The 19,405-nt window shown below is 70.7% G+C and carries 12 protein-coding genes and 2 pseudogenes; 9 read left to right on the forward strand and 5 right to left on the reverse strand.

What is annotated here, in order from left to right:
- The first annotated feature begins 201 nt into the window (after positions 1-201).
- A complete protein-coding gene (locus AB0I23_RS02450) occupies positions 202-4,068 on the forward strand; it encodes an AAA family ATPase (RefSeq protein ID WP_359106085.1) in 3,867 nt (1,288 codons plus the stop codon).
- Between the two features lie 208 nt (positions 4,069-4,276).
- The gene (locus AB0I23_RS02455) at positions 4,277-5,695 is read left to right on the forward strand and encodes a sugar porter family MFS transporter (protein ID WP_359106087.1); all 1,419 of its coding nucleotides are present in this window, start codon (positions 4,277-4,279) and stop codon (positions 5,693-5,695) included.
- Between the two features lie 69 nt (positions 5,696-5,764).
- On the opposite strand, the pseudogene AB0I23_RS02460 reads toward AB0I23_RS02455, so the two are convergent.
- From AB0I23_RS02460 to AB0I23_RS02470, 3 genes and pseudogenes are all read right to left on the reverse strand, one after another.
- Positions 5,765-6,732, reverse strand: a pseudogene (locus AB0I23_RS02460) (LLM class flavin-dependent oxidoreductase); the annotation flags it as partial.
- A gap of 57 nt (positions 6,733-6,789) precedes the next feature.
- Positions 6,790-7,197 carry a hypothetical protein gene (locus tag AB0I23_RS02465; protein ID WP_359106089.1) on the reverse strand — a complete coding sequence of 136 codons (408 nt, stop codon included), beginning with the start codon at positions 7,195-7,197 and terminating at the stop codon, positions 6,790-6,792.
- Positions 7,158-7,355 (reverse strand): hypothetical protein, encoded by a 198-nt coding sequence (locus AB0I23_RS02470; protein WP_359106091.1) that lies wholly within the window; start codon positions 7,353-7,355, stop codon positions 7,158-7,160. Before AB0I23_RS02470 ends, AB0I23_RS02465 begins: the two co-directional genes overlap by 40 nt.
- Before the next feature lie 119 nt (positions 7,356-7,474).
- On the opposite strand from AB0I23_RS02470, the gene ftsY reads away from it, so the two are divergent.
- The gene (ftsY, locus tag AB0I23_RS02475) at positions 7,475-8,686 is read left to right on the forward strand and encodes a signal recognition particle-docking protein FtsY (protein ID WP_037689871.1); all 1,212 of its coding nucleotides are present in this window, start codon (positions 7,475-7,477) and stop codon (positions 8,684-8,686) included.
- A 283-nt stretch (positions 8,687-8,969) separates the two neighbouring features.
- Here ftsY and AB0I23_RS02480 read toward each other — a convergent pair whose 3' ends face one another.
- Positions 8,970-9,617, reverse strand: a complete 648-nt coding sequence (locus AB0I23_RS02480; protein ID WP_359106093.1) for a bifunctional DNA primase/polymerase — start codon at positions 9,615-9,617, stop codon at positions 8,970-8,972.
- A 394-nt stretch (positions 9,618-10,011) separates the two neighbouring features.
- On the opposite strand from AB0I23_RS02480, the gene nsdA reads away from it, so the two are divergent.
- From nsdA to AB0I23_RS02510, 6 genes and pseudogenes are all read left to right on the forward strand, one after another.
- Complete coding sequence (gene nsdA, locus AB0I23_RS02485; RefSeq protein WP_359106095.1) at positions 10,012-11,487, forward strand: transcriptional repressor NsdA; 1,476 nt, start codon at positions 10,012-10,014, stop codon at positions 11,485-11,487.
- Positions 11,488-11,854: 367 nt separating this feature from the next.
- Complete coding sequence (locus tag AB0I23_RS02490; protein WP_359106097.1) at positions 11,855-13,210, forward strand: ammonium transporter; 1,356 nt, start codon at positions 11,855-11,857, stop codon at positions 13,208-13,210.
- Positions 13,207-13,545: a P-II family nitrogen regulator gene (locus AB0I23_RS02495; RefSeq protein ID WP_037689863.1), complete on the forward strand. Its 339-nt coding sequence runs from the start codon at positions 13,207-13,209 to the stop codon at positions 13,543-13,545. Before AB0I23_RS02490 ends, AB0I23_RS02495 begins: the two co-directional genes overlap by 4 nt.
- Positions 13,546-13,576: 31 nt before the next feature.
- Positions 13,577-16,030 (forward strand): [protein-PII] uridylyltransferase, encoded by a 2,454-nt coding sequence (locus tag AB0I23_RS02500; RefSeq protein ID WP_359106099.1) that lies wholly within the window; start codon positions 13,577-13,579, stop codon positions 16,028-16,030.
- Positions 16,031-16,162: 132 nt separating this feature from the next.
- Positions 16,163-17,716 (forward strand): signal recognition particle protein, encoded by a 1,554-nt coding sequence (ffh, locus tag AB0I23_RS02505; RefSeq protein WP_037689858.1) that lies wholly within the window; start codon positions 16,163-16,165, stop codon positions 17,714-17,716.
- 56 nt (positions 17,717-17,772) lie between these two features.
- Positions 17,773-18,394, forward strand: a pseudogene (locus AB0I23_RS02510) (hypothetical protein); the annotation flags it as partial.
- A 27-nt stretch (positions 18,395-18,421) separates the two neighbouring features.
- Here the strand turns inward: AB0I23_RS02510 and AB0I23_RS02515 are convergent.
- The gene (locus AB0I23_RS02515; protein ID WP_359106101.1) at positions 18,422-19,291 is read right to left on the reverse strand and encodes a methyltransferase domain-containing protein; all 870 of its coding nucleotides are present in this window, start codon (positions 19,289-19,291) and stop codon (positions 18,422-18,424) included.
- Positions 19,292-19,405: the final 114 nt, after the last annotated feature.

A 19,405-nucleotide genomic window follows, 5' to 3' on the forward strand; every position in this document is an offset into this window, starting at 1 on the left:
GTCGCCTTCGTGATCCGCCGCGTTCTTTGATCCGTCACGCAGCACTGCACAAGATTTACAAGGGGCGCCTCGGCGTCCCTTCTTTCTTTTCCCCCCGGACCTGCGACAGACCCGCCCCGGACGTACACCCCTTCCCTTACGGTCTGATGTGCCCTGCACCTTCATCAGCGAAACCGAGACCGAAAGGTAGAGTCCGGCGGCGTGCATCTCAAGGCCCTGACCCTGCGTGGTTTCAAGTCGTTCGCCTCCGCCACCACCCTGCGGTTCGAACCGGGGATCACCTGCGTCGTCGGTCCCAACGGTTCCGGCAAATCCAATGTGGTGGATGCGCTCTCCTGGGTCATGGGTGAGCAGGGAGCCAAATCCCTGCGCGGCGGCAAGATGGAGGACGTGATCTTCGCCGGTACCACCGGGCGGCCGCCGCTGGGGCGCGCCGAGGTGTCGCTGACCATTGACAATTCCGACGGTGCGCTGCCCATCGAGTACGCCGAAGTGACGATCACGCGGATCATGTTCCGCAACGGTGGCAGCGAATACCAGATCAATGGCGACACCTGCCGGCTCCTCGACATCCAGGAACTTCTCTCCGACTCCGGTATCGGCCGGGAGATGCACGTCATCGTCGGCCAGGGCCGGCTCGACTCCGTACTCCATGCCGATCCGATGGGGCGCCGCGCATTCATCGAGGAAGCCGCCGGTGTGCTCAAGCATCGCAAGCGGAAAGAGAAGGCGCTGCGGAAGCTGGACGCGATGGGGGCCAATCTGGCCCGCGTCCAGGACCTCACGGACGAACTGCGGCGACAGTTGAAGCCGTTGGGCCGGCAGGCCGCCGTCGCCCGGCGCGCCGCCGTCATCCAGGCCGATCTGCGCGACGCGAGGCTGCGGCTGCTCGCCGACGACCTGGTGCGGCTGCACGACGCGCTGCGCAGCGAGATCGCCGACGAAGCGGCGTTGAAACAGCGTCGGGAGGCGGCGGAGGCGGAGCTGAAGGCGACCCTGACGCGTGAGGCGGAGCTGGAGGACGAGGTACGCCGGCTGGCGCCGCGCCTGCAGCGGGCCCAGCAGACCTGGTACGAGCTGTCGCAGCTCGCCGAGCGGGTACGCGGCACGATCTCGTTGGCCGATGCCCGGGTGAAGAGCGCCACCGCCGCGCCCGAGGAGGAGCGGCGCGGTGCGGGATTCAGGGACCCTGAAAGCATGGAGCGCGAGGCCGCCCGGATCCGGGAGCAGGAGGCGGAGCTGGAGGCCGCGCTGGAGGCGGCGGAGCACGCGCTGGAGGACACGGCTGCCCACCGGACGGAACTGGAAAGGGAGTTGGCGGCCGAGGAGCGCAGGCTCAAGGACGCGGCCCGCGCCATCGCCGACCGGCGCGAAGGACTCGCGCGGCTGACCGGGCAGGTCAACGCGGCTCGCAGCCGGGCCGGTTCGGCGCAGGCGGAGATCGACCGGCTGGCCGCCTCGCGCGACGAGGCGCAGGAGCGGGCGGTCAGGGCGCAGGAGGAGTTCGAGCAGCTCAAGGCGGAGGTGGAGGGGCTGGACGCGGGCGACGCGGAGCTGGGCGAGCGCCACGACGCCGCCAAGCGGGAGCTCGTGGAGGCGGAGTCGGCCCTCTCCGCTGCCCGGGAGGCCGCCACCGGTGCGGAACGCAAGCGGGCGGCGGTCGCGGCCCGGCACGACGCCCTGGCGCTGGGTCTGCGCCGCAAGGACGGCACGGGTGCGCTGCTCGCCTCGCGCGACAGCCTTTCGGGCCTGCTCGGCCCGGCAGCGGAACTGCTGACGGTGGCGCCGGGCCACGAGGTCGCGGTCGCGGCGGCACTGGGCGCGGCGGCGGACGCGGTGGCGGTGACGGACCCGGCCACGGCAGCGAACGCCATCCGGCTGCTGCGCAAGCAGGACGCGGGGCGGGCGGCGTTGTTGTTGGGGGGTGTTGGCGCGGGGGCCCAAGCGGCGGCGAAGGCAGGTGCGGGGCAGGTACCCGGACAAGGCGGGGCTGTGCCGCCGGACGCGCAGCACGTAGCCGGGCAGGGTTCCGCGCCCGGCGCGGCCGGGGGCGTCCCGGGCCCGACCGCCGGGTCCGGCGCGGGGCACGTACCGGGGCAGACCGCCGGGCAGGACCGGACGGCCCACACCGGTGCGGCGCATGCGCCCGGCCAGGTACCCGCGCCGGGTCCGGCCCGCTCTTCCGCTTCCGACACCCCGCCCCACGGCTTTGCCGGCCACCCCGAGGCATCCGGTCACGTGCTCCGCGTCGCCGCTGCCCCGGACGTCCCGCCCGCCGTCGCCGATCTCGTCCAGGGGCCCGCTGAGCTGACCGCTGCCGTGCGCCGGCTCGTGCGTGGCATGGTCGTCGTCCCCACCCTGGAGGACGCGGAGGATCTTGTTGCCGCGCGTCCTGAGCTGACCGCCGTGACCGGTGAAGGAGACGTCCTCGGGACGCACTTCGCACACGGCGGTTCCGCCGGGGCGCCCAGCCTGCTCGAAGTGCAGGCCTCCGTCGACGAGGCCGCCGCCGAGCTCGCGGACCTCGCAGTCCGGTGCACCGAGCTGGCCGAGGCCCAGCGGCTCGCGGGGGAGCGGCGCAGCGCCTGCGCCGTGCTCGTCGAGGAGTTGGGGGAGCGGCGCAGGGCCGCCGAGCGGGAGAAGTCCGGGGTGGCCCAGCAACTCGGCCGGCTCGCCGGGCAGGCCCGCGGCGCGGCGGGCGAGGCCGAGCGGTCGGCCGCCGCTGCCGCCCGCGCCCAGGACGCTCTGGAGCGGGCGACCGAGGAGGCCGAGGAACTGGCCGAACGGCTGCTCGTGGCGGAGGAGATGCCGGTCGAGGAGGAGCCCGACAACTCCGTGCGCGACCGGCTCGCCGCCGACGGTGCCAACGCCCGCCAGACCGAGATGGAGGCCCGACTCCAGGTCCGTACCCACGAGGAACGGGTCAAGGGGCTCGCCGGGCGTGCGGACTCCCTCGACCGCGGTGCCCGCGCCGAACGCGAGGCCCGTGCCCGTGCCGAGCAGCGCCGCGTCCGGCTGCGTCACGAGGCCGCGGTGGCCTCGGCCGTCGCCTCCGGTGCCCGTCAGCTCCTCGCCCATGTCGAGGTGTCCGTCGTACGGGCCGGGGAGGAGCGGGTCGCCGCCGAGGCGGCGAAGGCGGAGCGCGAGCAGGACCTGACCGTCGAGCGCGGTCACGGCCGCGAGCTCAAGGGCGAGCTGGACAAGCTGACCGACTCCGTCCACCGCGGTGAGGTGCTCGGCGCCGAGAAGCGGCTGCGGATAGAGCAGTTGGAGGCGAAGGCCCTTGAGGAGCTGGGCGTGGAGCCCGCCGGGCTGGCCGCCGAGTACGGCCCCGACCAGCTGGTTCCGCCGTCGCCGGCCGCGGAGGGCGAGGAGCTGCCGGAGGACCCGGAGCACCCGCGCAATCAGCCGAAACCGTTCGTCAGGGCCGAGCAGGAGAAGCGGCTGAAGTCCGCCGAACGGGCGTACCAGCAACTCGGGAAGGTGAATCCGCTTGCCCTTGAGGAGTTCTCGGCGCTGGAGGAGCGGCACAAGTTCCTCTCCGAACAACTCGAAGACCTGAAGAAGACCCGGGCCGATCTGATGCAGGTCGTCAAGGAGGTCGACGAGCGGGTCGAGCAGGTTTTCACGGAGGCGTACCGGGACACGGCCCGTGAGTTCGAGGGCGTCTTCTCGCGGCTCTTCCCGGGCGGTGAGGGGCGGCTCATCCTGACCGATCCGGACAACATGCTGGCGACGGGGGTCGATGTCGAGGCGCGTCCGCCGGGCAAGAAGGTCAAACGGCTCTCCCTGCTCTCGGGCGGCGAGAGGTCCCTGACCGCCGTGGCGTTGCTGGTCTCGATCTTCAAGGCCCGGCCGAGTCCGTTCTATGTCATGGACGAGGTCGAGGCGGCGCTCGACGACACCAATCTGCAGCGGCTGATCCGGATCATGGAGGAGCTCCAGGAGAGCTCGCAGCTCATCGTGATCACGCATCAGAAGCGGACGATGGAGGTCGCGGACGCGCTGTACGGCGTCTCGATGCAGGGCGATGGGGTGTCCAAGGTCATCAGCCAGCGGCTCCGCTGAACCTTGACGAACTTTTCAAGTCTTCAACACAGATTCTGAGTGGGTCTGGGTGGGTGTCCGCCTGTACCCCGATATTGACTTCGAAATGTGAACGCATAGTCTCTGCGACGTCGTCTTTAACTTCAAGTGGTGGCGTCTGTGAAGGTATGCGCCACTTGGAAGAGTTCGCCCCCACGCCTGACGACGCGGCCAGGCACCAGGAGTTCATGTGACCAGCACATCGCAGACACCAGGATCCGGAGCCCGAGCGGCCCATCCGGAACACCTCGGGCATGTCATCTTCATCACGGCAGCCGCTGCGATGGGCGGTTTCCTCTTCGGCTACGACAGCGCCGTGATCAACGGCGCCGTCGAGGCGATCCGGGACCGTTACGCCATCGGCTCCGGAACGCTGGCCCAGGTCATCGCCATCGCCCTGATCGGCTGCGCCATCGGCGCCGCCACGGCGGGCCGTATCGCCGACCGGATCGGCCGCATCCGCTGCATGCGGATCGCCTCGGTGCTGTTCACCATCAGTGCCATCGGCTCCGCGCTTCCGTTCGCCCTCTGGGATCTGGCCTTCTGGCGGATCATCGGCGGCTTCGCCATCGGCATGGCCTCGGTCATCGGCCCGGCCTATATCGCCGAGGTCTCGCCGGCCGCCTACCGCGGCCGGCTCGGGTCCTTCCAGCAGGCTGCGATCGTCATCGGCATCGCCATCTCGCAGCTGGTGAACTTCGGCATCCTGCAGCTCGCCGGCGGTAGGCAGCGCGGAACGATCGGCGGTCTCGAGGCCTGGCAGTGGATGCTCGGCGTCATGGTCGTGCCGGCGCTTCTCTACGGTCTGCTGTCGTTCGCGATCCCCGAGTCGCCGCGCTACCTGATCTCCGTGGGCAAGAACGAGCGGGCCAAGAAGATTCTCTCCGAGGTCGAGGGCAAGGAAGTCGACCTCGACGCCCGCGTGGCCGAGATCCAGACAGCCATGCACCGCGAGCACAAGTCCACATTCAAGGATCTGCTCGGCAGCCGCTTCGGCTTCCTGCCGATCGTCTGGGTCGGTATCGGTCTCTCGGTCTTCCAGCAACTCGTCGGCATCAACGTGGCGTTCTACTACTCGGCGACCCTGTGGCAGTCCGTCGGTATCGACCCGACCGCCTCGTTCTTCTGGTCGTTCACCACATCGATCGTCAACATCATCGGTACGGTGATCGCGATGGTCCTGGTCGACCGAGTGGGCCGCAAACCGCTCGCGCTCGTCGGCTCCGCCGGTATGGCGATCGCGCTGGCCTGTGAGGCCTGGGCCTTCTCGGCCGAGCTGGTCAACGGCAAACTCCCCACCACCCAGGGCGCCGTCGCCCTCATCGCGGCCCACGTCTTCGTGCTCTTCTTCGCCCTGTCGTGGGGTGTGGTGGTCTGGGTCTTCCTCGGCGAGATGTTCCCGAACAAGATCCGTGCCGCCGCGCTCGGTGTCGCCGCCTCCGCGCAGTGGATCGCCAACTGGGCGGTCACAGCGACCTTCCCGAGCCTGGCCGACTGGAACCTGTCGGGCACCTACATCATCTACACATGCTTCGCCGTGCTCTCGATCCCCTTCGTGCTCAAGTTCGTGAAGGAGACCAAGGGCAAGGCGTTGGAGGAGATGGGCTGATCCCCGCTGCCCCTCTCCTCGACCACGCGTCCCCGGCCCGCGCCCGCGGGCCGGGGACGCGCATCTGCCCTCCGTACGTCGGACGGCGATCGCCTCGCAGAACAGCCGCAGGCTGTGCCACCCCTCCTCGACCGGCATCCCGCCGCACAGCGGATGCAGCACCAGGCCGTCCGCGTCCAGCGCGGCCAACTGCTCCGGGGTGACGATCCGGTAGACCTCTTCGTCCCGCAGTTCCGCCACCGTCGTGGCGGCCGAGCGTACGGCCGAGCGTACGGCCGAGCGGATGTCCTTCGACTGCCAGGAGGCATATGTCCGCGCCTCGTGCAGGAAGTGCTCGCCGTAGCGGTCCCACGTCCGCTCCGGATCCTCCGACACATGCAGCAACGGCGTCTTCGCCGCCGGCATCATGCAGAAGCACTCCGTCCCGTGCTCCGCGCGTCGTTCGTGGTGGTACGCCTCCAGTTCCGGCAGATGCGCGCTCGGGAAGAACGGCAGCCCCAGCCGGGCCGCCCTTCGCGCTGCCGCCCACCAGCAGCAGTGGATGCGGCTGGGTGTACGGGCGCGGGGTGACCCGGACGGTACGGCCGCGGTACGGGAACGGCTCACCGGTCCACGCCTGCAACAGGGTCTCCAGCACCTCGTCCTGGAGCCGGCCGCGCCTGCCCCATTCGACGCCCGCCTGTTCGTACTCCTCGGGCCGGTAGCCGATGCCCGCGACCGTGACCAGCCGGTCCGCGCTCAGCAGGTCGAGGACCGCGATGTCCTCGGCCAGCCGCAGCGGATCGTGCAACGGCCCGATGATCGCGGAGACCGTGACCGCGATCCGAGGGGTGGCGCCGAAGACCGACCCGGCAAAGACGAAAGGGGGAGGGCGGCCAGGAGTCGGTGGCGCCGTGGTGCTCATCGGTCTGCACGATGTCCACGCCGTGCGCGTCGGCGTACGCGGCCATCTCCAGCGCCGCACGGTAGCGGGCCGACAACGACTCGGGGGTGGCATCGGGATCGACGAGATTGAACCGGCCCACTGTGAAGGCCATGACGCGTGTCCCCTTCGCCGGGCGGGTTGGCGGGGCGGGACAGGAGCCGACGTCACGTCAGAAATGTAGAGGTGCGTGACCCTTGTGCCCGGCGGGCCGCGGCAGCAGTGCGTACAGCCCCCCGGAGGCGGCGATCGTGGCCGCCCGTCCCAGGCCGTTGAGTCCGATCCAGGTGGCGGCGAGCGGGCCGGAGGACCACTCCACACCTGTGAACAGCAGCCCCACCGCCGGCCCCGTACCCCACGCCGCGGCAGCGGGCACGGCGAAGCCGCCCGTGTACCAGTAGGCGCCTGCGGGAGTGATGTCCAGCGGCGCCGCCGCATCGTACGTTCCCCGATACGGCACCGAGATCCAGTCCGGCAGCAAGGAGTCGGTGAAGACGACCGGGCCCTTGCTGACCGCCAGATCGGGGGTGGCGACCGCCATCACCGCACCCATTGCCACCAACGGCAGAACGACGAGCACGCGCCGCCCACCGTCGCCCCGACCACCGACCGGCCGGACGTGGTCCGCGGCAGACAGCGCGTGAGCGGCAGCACGGTCATATTGGCGGCGGCCCAGGTGGGGCAGAGGGTACGGACCCGGCCGGTGCGCTCGTCGCCGGGGAACGGGTTCCAGGCCATGGGTCTCCGCGAGCAGGGTCGCACCTTTACGACCAAAAGGGCCATAACGACCTGTTCGATCCCGGAGTGGTCCTCCGGGGCCGCCACCTGGCGGGCACGTGACTGATACTGGGTGGGTTATGGAATTCGTCATCCTTGCTGTAGTCATCGCCGCACTGGTCGTGGCCGGCCTGATCAGCGGGCTCGTGGTCAGCGGCCGCAAGAAGAAGCAGCTGCCCCCGGCACCGTCGAGCACGCCGACCCTCACTCCCGCCGAACCCCATGTCGGCGAGGAAGCCGAGACACCGCGCGAGGAACCGCGCCGCACCATCGAGGAGGCCGCTCTCCCCGGCGCTGAGGCTCCCGCCGAGGAAGCCCCGGCAGTCGCCGAGCCGGAGGCGCCCGCAGTTCCCGCGCTGGAGATCCCGGAGCCCACCGCGGGCCGTCTCGTACGGCTGCGCGCCCGGCTCGCCCGCTCGCAGAGCACCCTCGGCAAGGGACTGCTCACGCTCCTGTCCCGTGACAACCTCGACGAGGACACCTGGGAGGAGATCGAGGACACCCTGCTCACCGCCGACGTCGGCGTCGCCCCGACCCAGGAGCTGGTGGAGCGGCTCCGCGAGCGCGTCCGAGTCCTCGGAACCCGTACCCCCGAGGGGCTGCGCACCCTGCTGCGCGAGGAGCTCCTCGCGCTGCTCGGCACCGACTTCGACCGTGCGGTCAAGACGGAGAGCGGGGTCGACACGCCCGGTGTCGTGATGGTCGTCGGCGTCAACGGCACCGGCAAGACCACCACCACGGGCAAGCTGGCCCGGGTCCTCGTCGCCGACGGCCGCAGCGTGGTGCTCGGCGCGGCCGACACCTTCCGCGCCGCCGCCGCCGACCAGCTCCAGACCTGGGGCGAGCGCGTCGGCGCCCGGACCGTGCGCGGACCCGAGGGCGGCGACCCGGCGTCGATCGCCTTCGACGCGGTGAAGGAAGGTATCGCCGAGGGCGCCGATGTCGTCCTCATCGACACCGCCGGCCGGCTGCACACCAAGACCGGGCTCATGGACGAGCTCGGCAAGGTCAAGCGCGTCGTCGAGAAGCACGGCCCGCTCGACGAGATCCTGCTCGTCCTCGACGCCACGACCGGACAGAACGGCCTGGTTCAGGCACGGGTGTTCGCCGAGGTCGTCGACATCACCGGCATTGTTCTCACCAAGTTGGACGGCACAGCCAAGGGCGGCATCGTCATCGCCGTCCAGCGCGAACTGGGCGTACCGGTGAAGCTCGTGGGCCTCGGCGAGGGACCGGACGACCTGGCTCCGTTCGAGCCGGAGGCGTTCGTCGACGCACTGATCGGCGACTGAGAGCCTGTCGGGTGACCTTCGATCGGGGAGCGGACGCGGCATGGTGCGTGCGATTCCAAGGCGCCGGGATGGCTTCCAATGGGGTCTCCCCTGTTCGCCCCGAGCTGAGAGCTCGGGGAAGGAGCTACCAGGGCGTTTCGGCAACATCGGAAGCGTGCGTGCCAGGGCGTGGCCGCCCGATCAGAGGTCACCCGACAGGCTCTGAGGGGCCGACCGCGGCTCCTTTCCCCCGAACGCCGGGCGGGCTCGACAGCGAGCCCGCCCGGCGTCGTCCATCCCGCCACTACGAGCGATGAGAGATGTACGCCAGGGTGCCCAGCATCAGCCGCGCCTGCGGCGGCGTGGCCGCCGTGTCCAGGACCGGCGGACGCAGCCAGCGGACCGGCCCGAGACCGCCCTCGTCCGACGGTGGTGCGGTGATGTGGCAGCCGTGACCCAGCGCCCGAAGATCCAGGTCCGCGTCGTCCCAGCCCATCCGGTACAGCAACTGCGGAAGTTCGGCGGCGGCGCCCGGCGCGACGAAGAACTGCGCCCTCCCGGACGGCGTCACGGTCACCGGGCCCAGCGGCAGCCCCATCCGTTCCAGCCGCACCAGCGCCCGCCGCCCGGCCCGCTCGGCGACATCGAGCACGTCGAACGTGCGCCCCACCGGCAGCAGCATCGAAGCGCCGGGGACCTCCGCCCATACGCGTGCCGCCGTGTCCAGCGTGGCGCCCGCCGGTACCTCGTGGGCGAACTCCAGCGGATGAGCGCCGGGGGAGAGGCAGGCGGTGTCCCCGCAGGAGCAAAGCCCGGCCGCGGCCCGCGCCCCCGGCGCGACGGCCCAGCCCCACAGCCCTGTGTACTCGGCCACCGCGGTGCACTCGGTCGCACGGCCTCGACGCCGTGAGCCGGATCGCAGCTCACGGATGCCGCCGATCGTGAAGCCCATGCCCCCTCCAACGGGTCCGGCTCTCCGGTGGTTACGACGCGGAGCCCGGCAGCGCCCGGATGGTGCCCGGGTCGTGCGACACGAGACACGCGCCCCTGCCCGCACCACTGCGTCGGCTGCTGATCGTCGTCTGTCAAGTGAATCGTGTCGGGCGGCGGGCGCGTTCATCCGAAGGGGTGGCGAATGGTGGCGTTTCTGTAAACGTGCTCGCCGAGGCGGTGATCGTGGGATTACCGTCGGTACGCGGACCGTGGAAGTGTGTGCGCCTGTGGGTATGCCGGAGGCAACCCGATTTCCTGTTCGATGGGTGTGCAACCTCCGTACGGACGGCTTCGGCTCACGGCATTCAGACAGTGGTTCGCGCGACAGTATCCAGCGGGATGGGGGCGTTCCAGTGAGTGGCAGCGGCGCAGGCGACTCGGATGCCGGTAAGCGCCCCAACGGGCAACTGGGATCATGGTTCGTGCGCAGTGGCTGGTCGAAAGGCGAGCTGGCGCGGCAGGTGAACCGCAGGGCGCGCCAGATGGGCGCCCATCACATCAGCACCGACACCTCCCGGGTGCGGCGCTGGCTCGACGGCGAGCAGCCGCGCGAACCGATCCCGCGCATCCTCTCCGAGCTCTTCTCCGAGCGCTTCGGCACCGTCGTCGCTGTCGAGGACATCGGGCTGCGCTCCGCCCATCAGTCACCGTCGGTGTCCGGCGTCGACCTGCCCTGGGCGGGCCCGCAGACCGTCGCCCTGCTCAGCGAGTTCTCCCGCAGTGATCTGATGCTCGCCCGCCGCGGCTTCCTCGGCACCTCGCTCGCCCTCGCCGCGGGGCCGGCCCTCATCGAACCCATGCAGCGCTGGCTGGTGCCGGTCGCCGCCATGGCATCCGCGGAGCCCGAGTCGCCCGCCGCCTCCCGGCGCCCCTCCCGGCTCTCCGACCCTGAGCTCGACCTGCTGGAATCGACCACCGTGATGTTCCGCCAGTGGGACGCGCAGTGCGGCGGCGGACTGCGACGCAAGGCTGTCGTGGGCCAACTCCACGAGGTCACGGACCTGCTGCAGGAGCCGCAGCCCGCGGCCACCGTCAAGCGGCTCTTCCGGTGCGCGGCCGAACTCGCCGAGCTGGCGGGCTGGATGAGTTACGACGTCGGTCTCCAGCCCACGGCCCAGAAGTACTTCGTCCTCGCGCTGCACGCCGCCAAGGAAGCCGGCGACAAACCGCTGGGCAGTTACGTCCTGTCCGGCATGAGCCGCCAGATGATCCACCTCGGACGGCCCGACGACGCCCTCGAACTCATCCATCTCGCCCAGTACGGCAGCCGGGACTGCGCCACTCCGCGCACCCAGGCCATGCTGTATGCGATGGAGGCCCGCGCCTACGCCAACATGGGCCAGCCCAGCAAGTGCAAGCGAGCCGTCCGAATGGCCGAGGACACCTTCCTCGACGCCGGGACCGACGGCGAGCCGGAACCCGACTGGATCCGCTTCTTCTCCGAGGCCGAACTCAACGGCGAGAACTCCCACTCGTACCGTGACCTGGCCTATGTGGCCGGCCGCAGCCCCACGTACGCCTCGCTCGCCGAGCCGATCATGGAGAAGGCCGTCGATCTCTTCGGCGAGGACGACGAGCACCAGCGGTCGTACGCGCTGAACCTGATCGGCCTCGCCACCGTCCATCTCCTCAAGCGCGAACCCGAACAGTCCACGGTGCTCGCCGAGCGGGCCCTGCGGGTAGCCAAGAAGGTCCGCTCCGAGCGCGTCAGCACCCGGCTGCGCAAGACCGTCGACACCGCTGCCAGGGACTTCGGCGACATTCCCGCGGTCGCCCAGCTCACCGATCTCCTCACCGAGCAGTTGCCCGAGACCGCCGAAGCGGTCTGACCGGGCATTCCTCACTCCGGCCACGCCGACCACCCCGCACAGACCGACTTCGGCTCCCCCTTGCCAGGTCAGCGGGTGATCGGCGTGGCCGGTTCGCGTTCCCGTTCCCGTACTCCAGAGTTGTCACCGCACCGTATGCGGCCACGGCCGCAGGGTAGGCCCGGCCCCGGATGCGCCACTCGCGGTTCATAGGGACGTAACACGCCTCACTTCTTCGTCACTGCGGCGAAACATCGTGCGGCATCGGCGGAAACCGCGCTGAGCGAATCTCGTGGCGCATAACCGGCCCGCACCTTTCCACAGTGGTCCCGCACGTGGTCCCGCAGGTTTTGCCCCACGCGGCCGCACCGACGACGAGGAGACGCCGATGCCCCCAGGCATCACGACGCTTGCCGCAGACGCCCCGACGCTGTCTGCCGCCAACACCGGGTTCATGCTCATCTGCTCGGCCCTGGTGATGATCATGACCCCGGCCCTGGCCTTCTTCTACGGAGGCATGGTCCGCGTCAAGAGCACCCTCAACATGCTGATGATGAGCTTCATCAGCCTCGGGATCGTCACGATCCTGTGGGTGCTCTACGGATTCAGCCTCGCCTTCGGCACCGACATCGGCTCGTTCATCGGCTGGAGCTCGGACTTCGCCGGCCTGAGCGGGATCGGCATCACACAGCTCTGGGACGGCTACACCATCCCGATCTATGTCTTCGCCGTCTTCCAGCTGATGTTCGCCATCATCACCCCCGCCCTGATCAGCGGCGCGCTCGCCGACCGCGTCAAGTTCACCTCCTGGTCCCTGTTCGTCGTCCTGTGGGTGACCGTCGTCTACTTCCCGGTCGCGCACTGGGTCTGGGGCGCCGGCGGCTGGCTCTTCGAGCTCGGCGTCATCGACTTCGCCGGTGGTACGGCCGTCCACATCAACGCCGGTGCGGCAGCCCTCGGCGTGATCCTCGTCATCGGCAAGCGCGTCGGCTTCAAGAAGGACCCGATGCGGCCGCACAGCCTGCCGCTCGTCATGCTCGGCGCCGGTCTGCTGTGGTTCGGCTGGTTCGGCTTCAACGCCGGCTCGTGGCTCGGCAACGACGACGGCGTCGGCGCGGTCATGTTCGTCAACACGCAGGTCGCCACCGCCGCCGCGATGCTCGCCTGGCTCGGCTACGAGAAGATCCGCCACGGCTCCTTCACCACCCTCGGCGCCGCCTCCGGCGCGGTCGCCGGACTTGTCGCCATCACCCCGTCCGGCGGTGCGGTCAGCCCGCTCGGCGCCATCGCCGTCGGTGCGATCGCCGGTGTCCTCTGTGCCATGGCGGTCGGCCTCAAGTACAAGTTCGGCTACGACGACTCCCTCGACGTCGTCGGCGTCCACCTCGTCGGCGGTGTCGCGGGCTCGCTCCTCATCGGCTTCTTCGCCACCGGCGGTGTCCAGTCCGACGCCAAGGGCCTCTTCTACGGCGGTGGCCTCGACCAGCTCGGCAAGCAGGCCGTCGGAGTCTTCGCGGTCCTCGCGTACTCTCTGGTCGTCTCCGCGGTCCTCGCCTTCCTCCTCGACAAGACGATCGGCATGCGGGTCGACGAGGACGACGAGATCTCCGGCATCGACCAGGTCGAACACGCCGAGACCGCGTACGACTTCAGCGGCGCCGGCGGCGGTGCGGCCCCGCGTACGGCCTCCACTCCGGCATCGGGGACGACGGCAGCAGCGCAGACCAAGAAGGTGGACGCATGAAGCTCATCACGGCAGTCGTGAAGCCGCACCGGCTCGACGAGATCAAGGAGGCCCTCCAGGCCTTCGGCATCCAGGGCCTGACGGTCACCGAGGCCAGCGGATACGGGCGCCAGCGCGGCCACACCGAGGTCTACCGGGGCGCCGAGTACACCGTCGACCTCGTTCCCAAGATCCGTATCGAGGTCCTCGTCGAGGACGAGGACGCCGAACAGCTCATCGATGTCGTGGTCAAGGCCGCCCGAACCGGCAAGATCGGAGACGGCAAGGTCTGGAGCGTCCCCGTCGAGACAGCCGTACGGGTCCGCACCGGCGAACGCGGCCCGGACGCACTCTGACCGACGGCCACGCAAACTGAAAGGCAGCTGGGTGACGAGCACCGAAGTGACCACCGAATCCGAAGACTCGGGACCCAGCGGCTACGCGGCGGCCCGGCTGCGCCTCCTCCAGGAGAAGGCGCAGTCCGGGCCGCCGCGCCGTGCGGCCCTCGCCTCACTCACCGACGGCTGGCTGACCGCCCTGTTCGCCACCGCCACCGAGCAGACCGGCGTCCGCGGCGCCGCCCTCGTCGCCGTCGGCGGCTACGGCCGCGGCGAACTCTCCCCACGCAGCGACCTCGACCTCGTGCTGCTGCACGACGGCAGCGCCGATGCCGGGGCCATCGCCTCCCTTGCCGACCGCATCTGGTACCCCGTCTGGGACCTCGGCCTCGCCCTCGACCACTCCGTACGCACCCCCGGCGAAGCCCGGAAGACGGCCGCCGACGACCTCAAGGTGCAGCTCGGACTGCTCGACGCCCGGCCCGTCGCCGGAGACCTCGGTCTGGTCGCCGCGATGCGCACGACGATCCTCGCCGACTGGCGGAACCAGGCTCCCAAACGCCTTCCCGCCCTCGACGAACTCTGCCGTGAACGCGCCGAGCGCCAGGGCGAGCTCCAGTTCCTCCTCGAACCCGACCTGAAAGAGGCCCGCGGCGGCCTGCGCGACGCGACCGCCCTGCGAGCCGTCGCCGCCTCCTGGGTCGCCGACGCCCCCCGCGAAGGCCTTGCCGAGGCCCGCCGCATCCTCCTCGACGCCCGCGACGCCCTGCATCTGACCACAGGCCGCGCCACCGACCGCCTCGCCCTCCAGGAACAGGATCAGGTCGCCGCCGCCCTCGGCCTCCTCGACGCCGACGCACTGCTGCGCCAGGTGTACGAGGCCGCGCGCACCGTCTCGTACGCCACCGACGTCACCTGGCGCGAGGTCACCCGCGTCCTGCGCGCCCGGTCCGTACGCCCCCGGCTGCGCGCCATGCTGGGCGGCGGCAGGACCGCCGCCGCCGAACGCACCCCGCTCGCCGAAGGCGTCGTCGAGGCCGACGGCGAGGTCGTCCTCGCCCGCACCGCCCGCCCCGAACGCGACCCCGTGCTCGTCCTGCGCGCCGCCGCCGCGGCCGCACAGTCCGAACTGCCGGTCTCCCGCCACGTCGTGCGCCACCTCGCCGCCGCCGCCCGCCCGCTGCCCGTCCCCTGGCCGGCCGAGGCCCGTGAGGAACTCGTCACACTCCTCGGCGCGGGCGAAGCCACCATCCCCGTCTGGGAGGCCCTCGAAGCGGAAGGGCTGATCACCCGGCTGCTGCCGGACTGGGAACGCGTCCACTGCCGCCCGCAGCGCAACCCCGTCCATACCTGGACCGTCGACCGTCACCTCGTCGAAGCGGCCGTCCGCGCCTCCTCCCTCACCCGCCGCGTCGGCCGTCCCGACCTCCTGCTCGTCGCCGCCCTGCTCCACGACATCGGCAAGGGCTGGCCCGGCGACCACTCCGTCGCGGGGGAGGTCATCGCCCGTGACGTCGCCGCCCGGATCGGCTTCGACCAGCATGACGTGGGCGTCATCGCCAGCCTGGTACGCCACCATCTGCTGCTCGTCGAGACCGCCACCCGCCGCGACCTCGACGACCCGGCCACCGTCCGCTCCGTCGCCACCGCCGTCGGCAGCGAGCCCACGCTGGAGCTCCTGCACGCCCTCACCGAGGCCGACGCGCTCGCCACCGGGCCCGCCGCCTGGTCCACCTGGCGCGCCTCCCTCGTCGCCGACCTCGTCACACGTGTCGCCGCGGTGCTCGCCGGCGAGGCAACCACCGAGCCGGAACCCGTCGCACCCAGCGCCGAACAGGAACGGCTGGCCATCGAGGCGCTGCGCACCGGGGAGCCTGTCCTCGCCCTGCACGCCCAGGCCGAGACCCCGAGCGAGGACGGCGAACCGGAACCCATCGGTGTCGAACTCCTCATCGCCCTCCCCGACCGCCCGGGAGTCCTGCCCGCCGCCGCCGGAGTTCTCGCCCTGCACCGCCTCACCGTCCGCGCAGCCGACCTGCGTGCCGTCGAACTCCCCACCGAGCTCGGCGAGGGTGTCGACGTGCTGCTGCTCAGCTGGCGGGTGGCGGCGGAGTACGGCTCCCTGCCGCAGGCGGCCCGGCTCCGCGCCGATCTCGTACGCGCCCTGGACGGTTCCCTCGACATCCCGGCCCGCCTCGCCGAACGCGAAGCCGCCTACCCGCGGCGCCGCGGGGTGAAGGCACCGCCACCTCGGGTGACGGTCGCGGCGGCGGGCTCGCGGCTGGCTACGGTGATCGAGGTTCGCGCCCAGGACGCCCCGGGGCTGCTGCACCGGATCGGGCGGGCGCTGGAACAGAGCGCGGTACGGGTGCGCAGCGCGCACGTGTCGACGCTCGGCGCCAACGCGGTGGATGCCTTCTACGTCACAGGGGCGGACGGGGGCCCTCTGTCCGACGCACGCGCAACAGAGCTGGCCCGAGAGGTTGAGCGGGCCCTGGGCTGACCCCGGCGACCGCGCGGAAGAGCCCTGGTCCGTCACGAGAATCGGGCGAGGGCTTTGCGTTTCCCGGCGTCCGGATACCCTTGGGGACGACTGACCTGCACCCGACCCCGACCCTGAGGACCGACGAGCGCCGTGTTCGATACTCTCTCCGACCGCCTTAGCGCGACTTTCAAGAACCTCAGGGGCAAGGGCCGCTTGTCCGAGGCGGACATCGACGCCACGGCCCGCGAGATCCGTATCGCCCTGCTCGAGGCCGATGTCGCGCTTCCCGTCGTGCGCGCCTTCATCGCCAATGTCAAGGAGCGGGCGCGCGGCGTCGAGGTCTCCCAGGCGCTGAACCCCGCCCAGCAGGTCGTCAAGATCGTCAACGAGGAGCTTGTCGGCATCCTCGGTGGCGAGACGCGGCGGCTGCGGTTCGCCAAGAACCCGCCCACCGTGATCATGCTCGCGGGTCTGCAGGGTGCCGGTAAGACCACCCTCGCCGGAAAGCTCGGCCTCTGGCTCAAGGGCCAGGGTCACTCCCCGCTGCTCGTCGCCTGTGACCTCCAGCGCCCCAACGCCGTCAATCAGCTGAGCGTCGTCGCCGACCGCGCGGGTGTCGCGGTCTACGCCCCGCAGCCGGGCAACGGCGTCGGTGACCCGGTCCAGGTCGCCAAGGAGTCCATCGAGCACGCCCGCGCCAAGCAGTACGACGTGGTCGTCGTCGACACCGCCGGCCGCCTCGGTATCGACCAGGAGCTGATGCAGCAGGCCGCGGACATCCGCGACGCCGTCAGCCCCGACGAGATCCTCTTCGTCGTCGACGCGATGATCGGCCAGGACGCGGTCAACACCGCCGAGGCCTTCCGTGACGGCGTCGGCTTCGACGGCGTGGTGCTCTCCAAGCTCGACGGTGACGCCCGCGGTGGTGCGGCCCTGTCGATCGCCCACGTCACGGGCAAGCAGATCATGTTCGCGTCGAACGGTGAGAAGCTCGAGGACTTCGACGCCTTCCACCCCGACCGCATGGCGTCCCGCATCCTCGACATGGGTGACCTGCTCACCCTGATCGAGCAGGCGGAGAAGACCTTCAGCCAGGAAGAGGCCGCCAAAATGGCCTCCAAGCTGGCGTCCAGCAAGGGCAAGGACTTCACGCTCGACGACTTCCTGGCCCAGATGGAGCAGGTCAGGAAGATGGGCTCCATCTCCAAGCTGCTCGGCATGCTGCCCGGCATGGGGCAGATCAAGGACCAGATCAACAACATCGACGAGCGCGACGTGGACCGTACCGCCGCGATCATCAAGTCGATGACGCCGCACGAGCGCCAGGAACCGACGATCATCAACGGGTCGCGCCGGGCCCGTATCGCCAAGGGCTCCGGTGTCGAGGTGTCCGCTGTGAAGAATCTGGTGGAGCGGTTCTTCGAGGCGCGCAAGATGATGTCGAAGATGGCGCAGGGCGGCGGCATGCCGGGGATGCCGGGGATGCCTGGCATGGGTGGCGGCGCGGGCCGGCAGAAGAAGCAGGTCAAACAGGCCAAGGGCAAGCGCAAGAGCGGCAACCCGATGAAGCGGAAGGCCGAGGAGCAGGCCGCGGCCGCCCGTCGCGAGCAGGCGGCGGCGCAGGGTGGCGCGTTCGGTCTGCCGGCGGCCCAGGAGGACCAGAACTTCGAGCTGCCCGACGCGTTCAAGAAGTTCACGGGCTGACACCCGACGCCCCCAGGGGCACAGAGGTGAGGGGCATCCGCCGTGGGCGGGTGCCCCTCGACCCCGCGCTCACCCGGCCCGGCCGCTTCGACCGGATCGTCCAGGTCAGCCCTCCCGACCGGACCGGCCGCGAGGCCATCCTGGAGATCCACACCCGGCAGATCCCGCTCTCCGACGACGTGAGTCTCGGCCAGGTGGCGCGGGCTCTCGCCGCGCGGCCGGGCCCTCGGCGTCACTCTCTCGACGCCGGACGCCGACAGGTACGCGTACACCGAGCAGTATCTGCGCGGCCGTATCATCGGCGCCCTCGGTGGCATGGCCGCGGAACAACTGGTCTACGAAGTGGTCACCACGGGCTCGGAGAGCGACCTGGAACAGGTCGCCGGTCTGGCGCGCGGCATGGTCGGACGCCGGGGGATGAGCAGCAAGGTCGGCAGGCTGACGGCGATCCCGGGCGACGCCCAGCAGGCGTACGGACTCTCGGCGGCGCCGGCCGAGCTGGACGCGGGGGACGACGAGATGCGGCGCATCGTCGACGAGTGCTACAACGAGGCGCAGCGACTGCTGCGCGAGCACCGGGAGAAGCTGGACTCGCTGGCATCGGCGCTGCTGCAGAACGAGACACTGGACGAGGAGGCGGCCTACCAGGCGGCCGGCATCCCGCGCCTGGCCGAGTAGGACCACCCCCTCCGCGTCGCACCGGCTTCAGGAGGTGCAGACGAGATAGCGGAAGACATTCGGCATCCACACCGTGCCGTCCGGGCGCCGGTGAGGGTGCAGTGCCTCCGCGACCTCCTTCTCCACCTGGGCGCTGTCCGTCGCCCGCACTGCCGCATCGAACAGCCGCGTCGACAGCAGCCCGCGCACCGCGCTGTCCAGATCCGCGTAGCCGAACGGGCACGCCACCCGCCCCGAGCCGTTCGGATTCAGTCCGGCCCGGAACGCCACGTCCTCCAGATCGTCCCTGCGTGCCGGGCGCCAGCAGCCTGTGCGGGGCGCCCGCACTCCGTCGGTGAGCCGGGCCGCCACCCGGAGCACGGCCGCGGTGGCGCACCGTTCGGGGGGACCCCAGCCGGTCAGTACCACCGAGCTGCCTCGGGCGAGCAGCGACACGGCGGACTCCAGGACGGTCAGCAGCCCTTCGGAGTCGCCCGCCGAGCAGCCGATCGGGGTGAACACGGTGAGCAGGTTGTACGGGTCGCCGTCGGTCGGTGCGACGGAGGACGGATCACCGGCGAAGAGCTGGGGCAGTCCGGCCGGGGCCGGATCGGGACCGTCGTTCCACGCCGCTTCGGGCAGCAGCCGTTCGCGGGCCAGGGCAAGGCGTTCACGGTCGGTGTCGACGCCGGTGACGCGCGCCCCGCGGGCGGCCGCGATCAGCAGCGCGAGCCCGGAGCCGCAGCCGACGGAGAGCATGTGCGTACCGGCTCCGACTTCGAGTCTGTCGTACACCGCTTCGTACAGCGGCGCGAGCATCCGCTCCTGGATCTCGGCCCAGTCACGAGCACGGGTTCCGGGGTCCACCGGGGCGGACGGATCCGCCTGCCTGTGTTGCCGGACGAGCGTTGGTGTCATGAAAGCGCCCCAATCCGCCGAGAGGTAGGTCATTCCCGAGTGATGGACGGCCCCCGCGTGCGCGTGCCCGCACCCCCCGTATGTCAGAGAACTGCGCATCCGCGGCCGCGTCCA

Source organism: Streptomyces atratus (assembly GCF_040655115.1).
In the GTDB taxonomy this organism is placed as follows: Bacteria; Actinomycetota; Actinomycetes; order Streptomycetales; family Streptomycetaceae; genus Streptomyces; species Streptomyces atratus_D.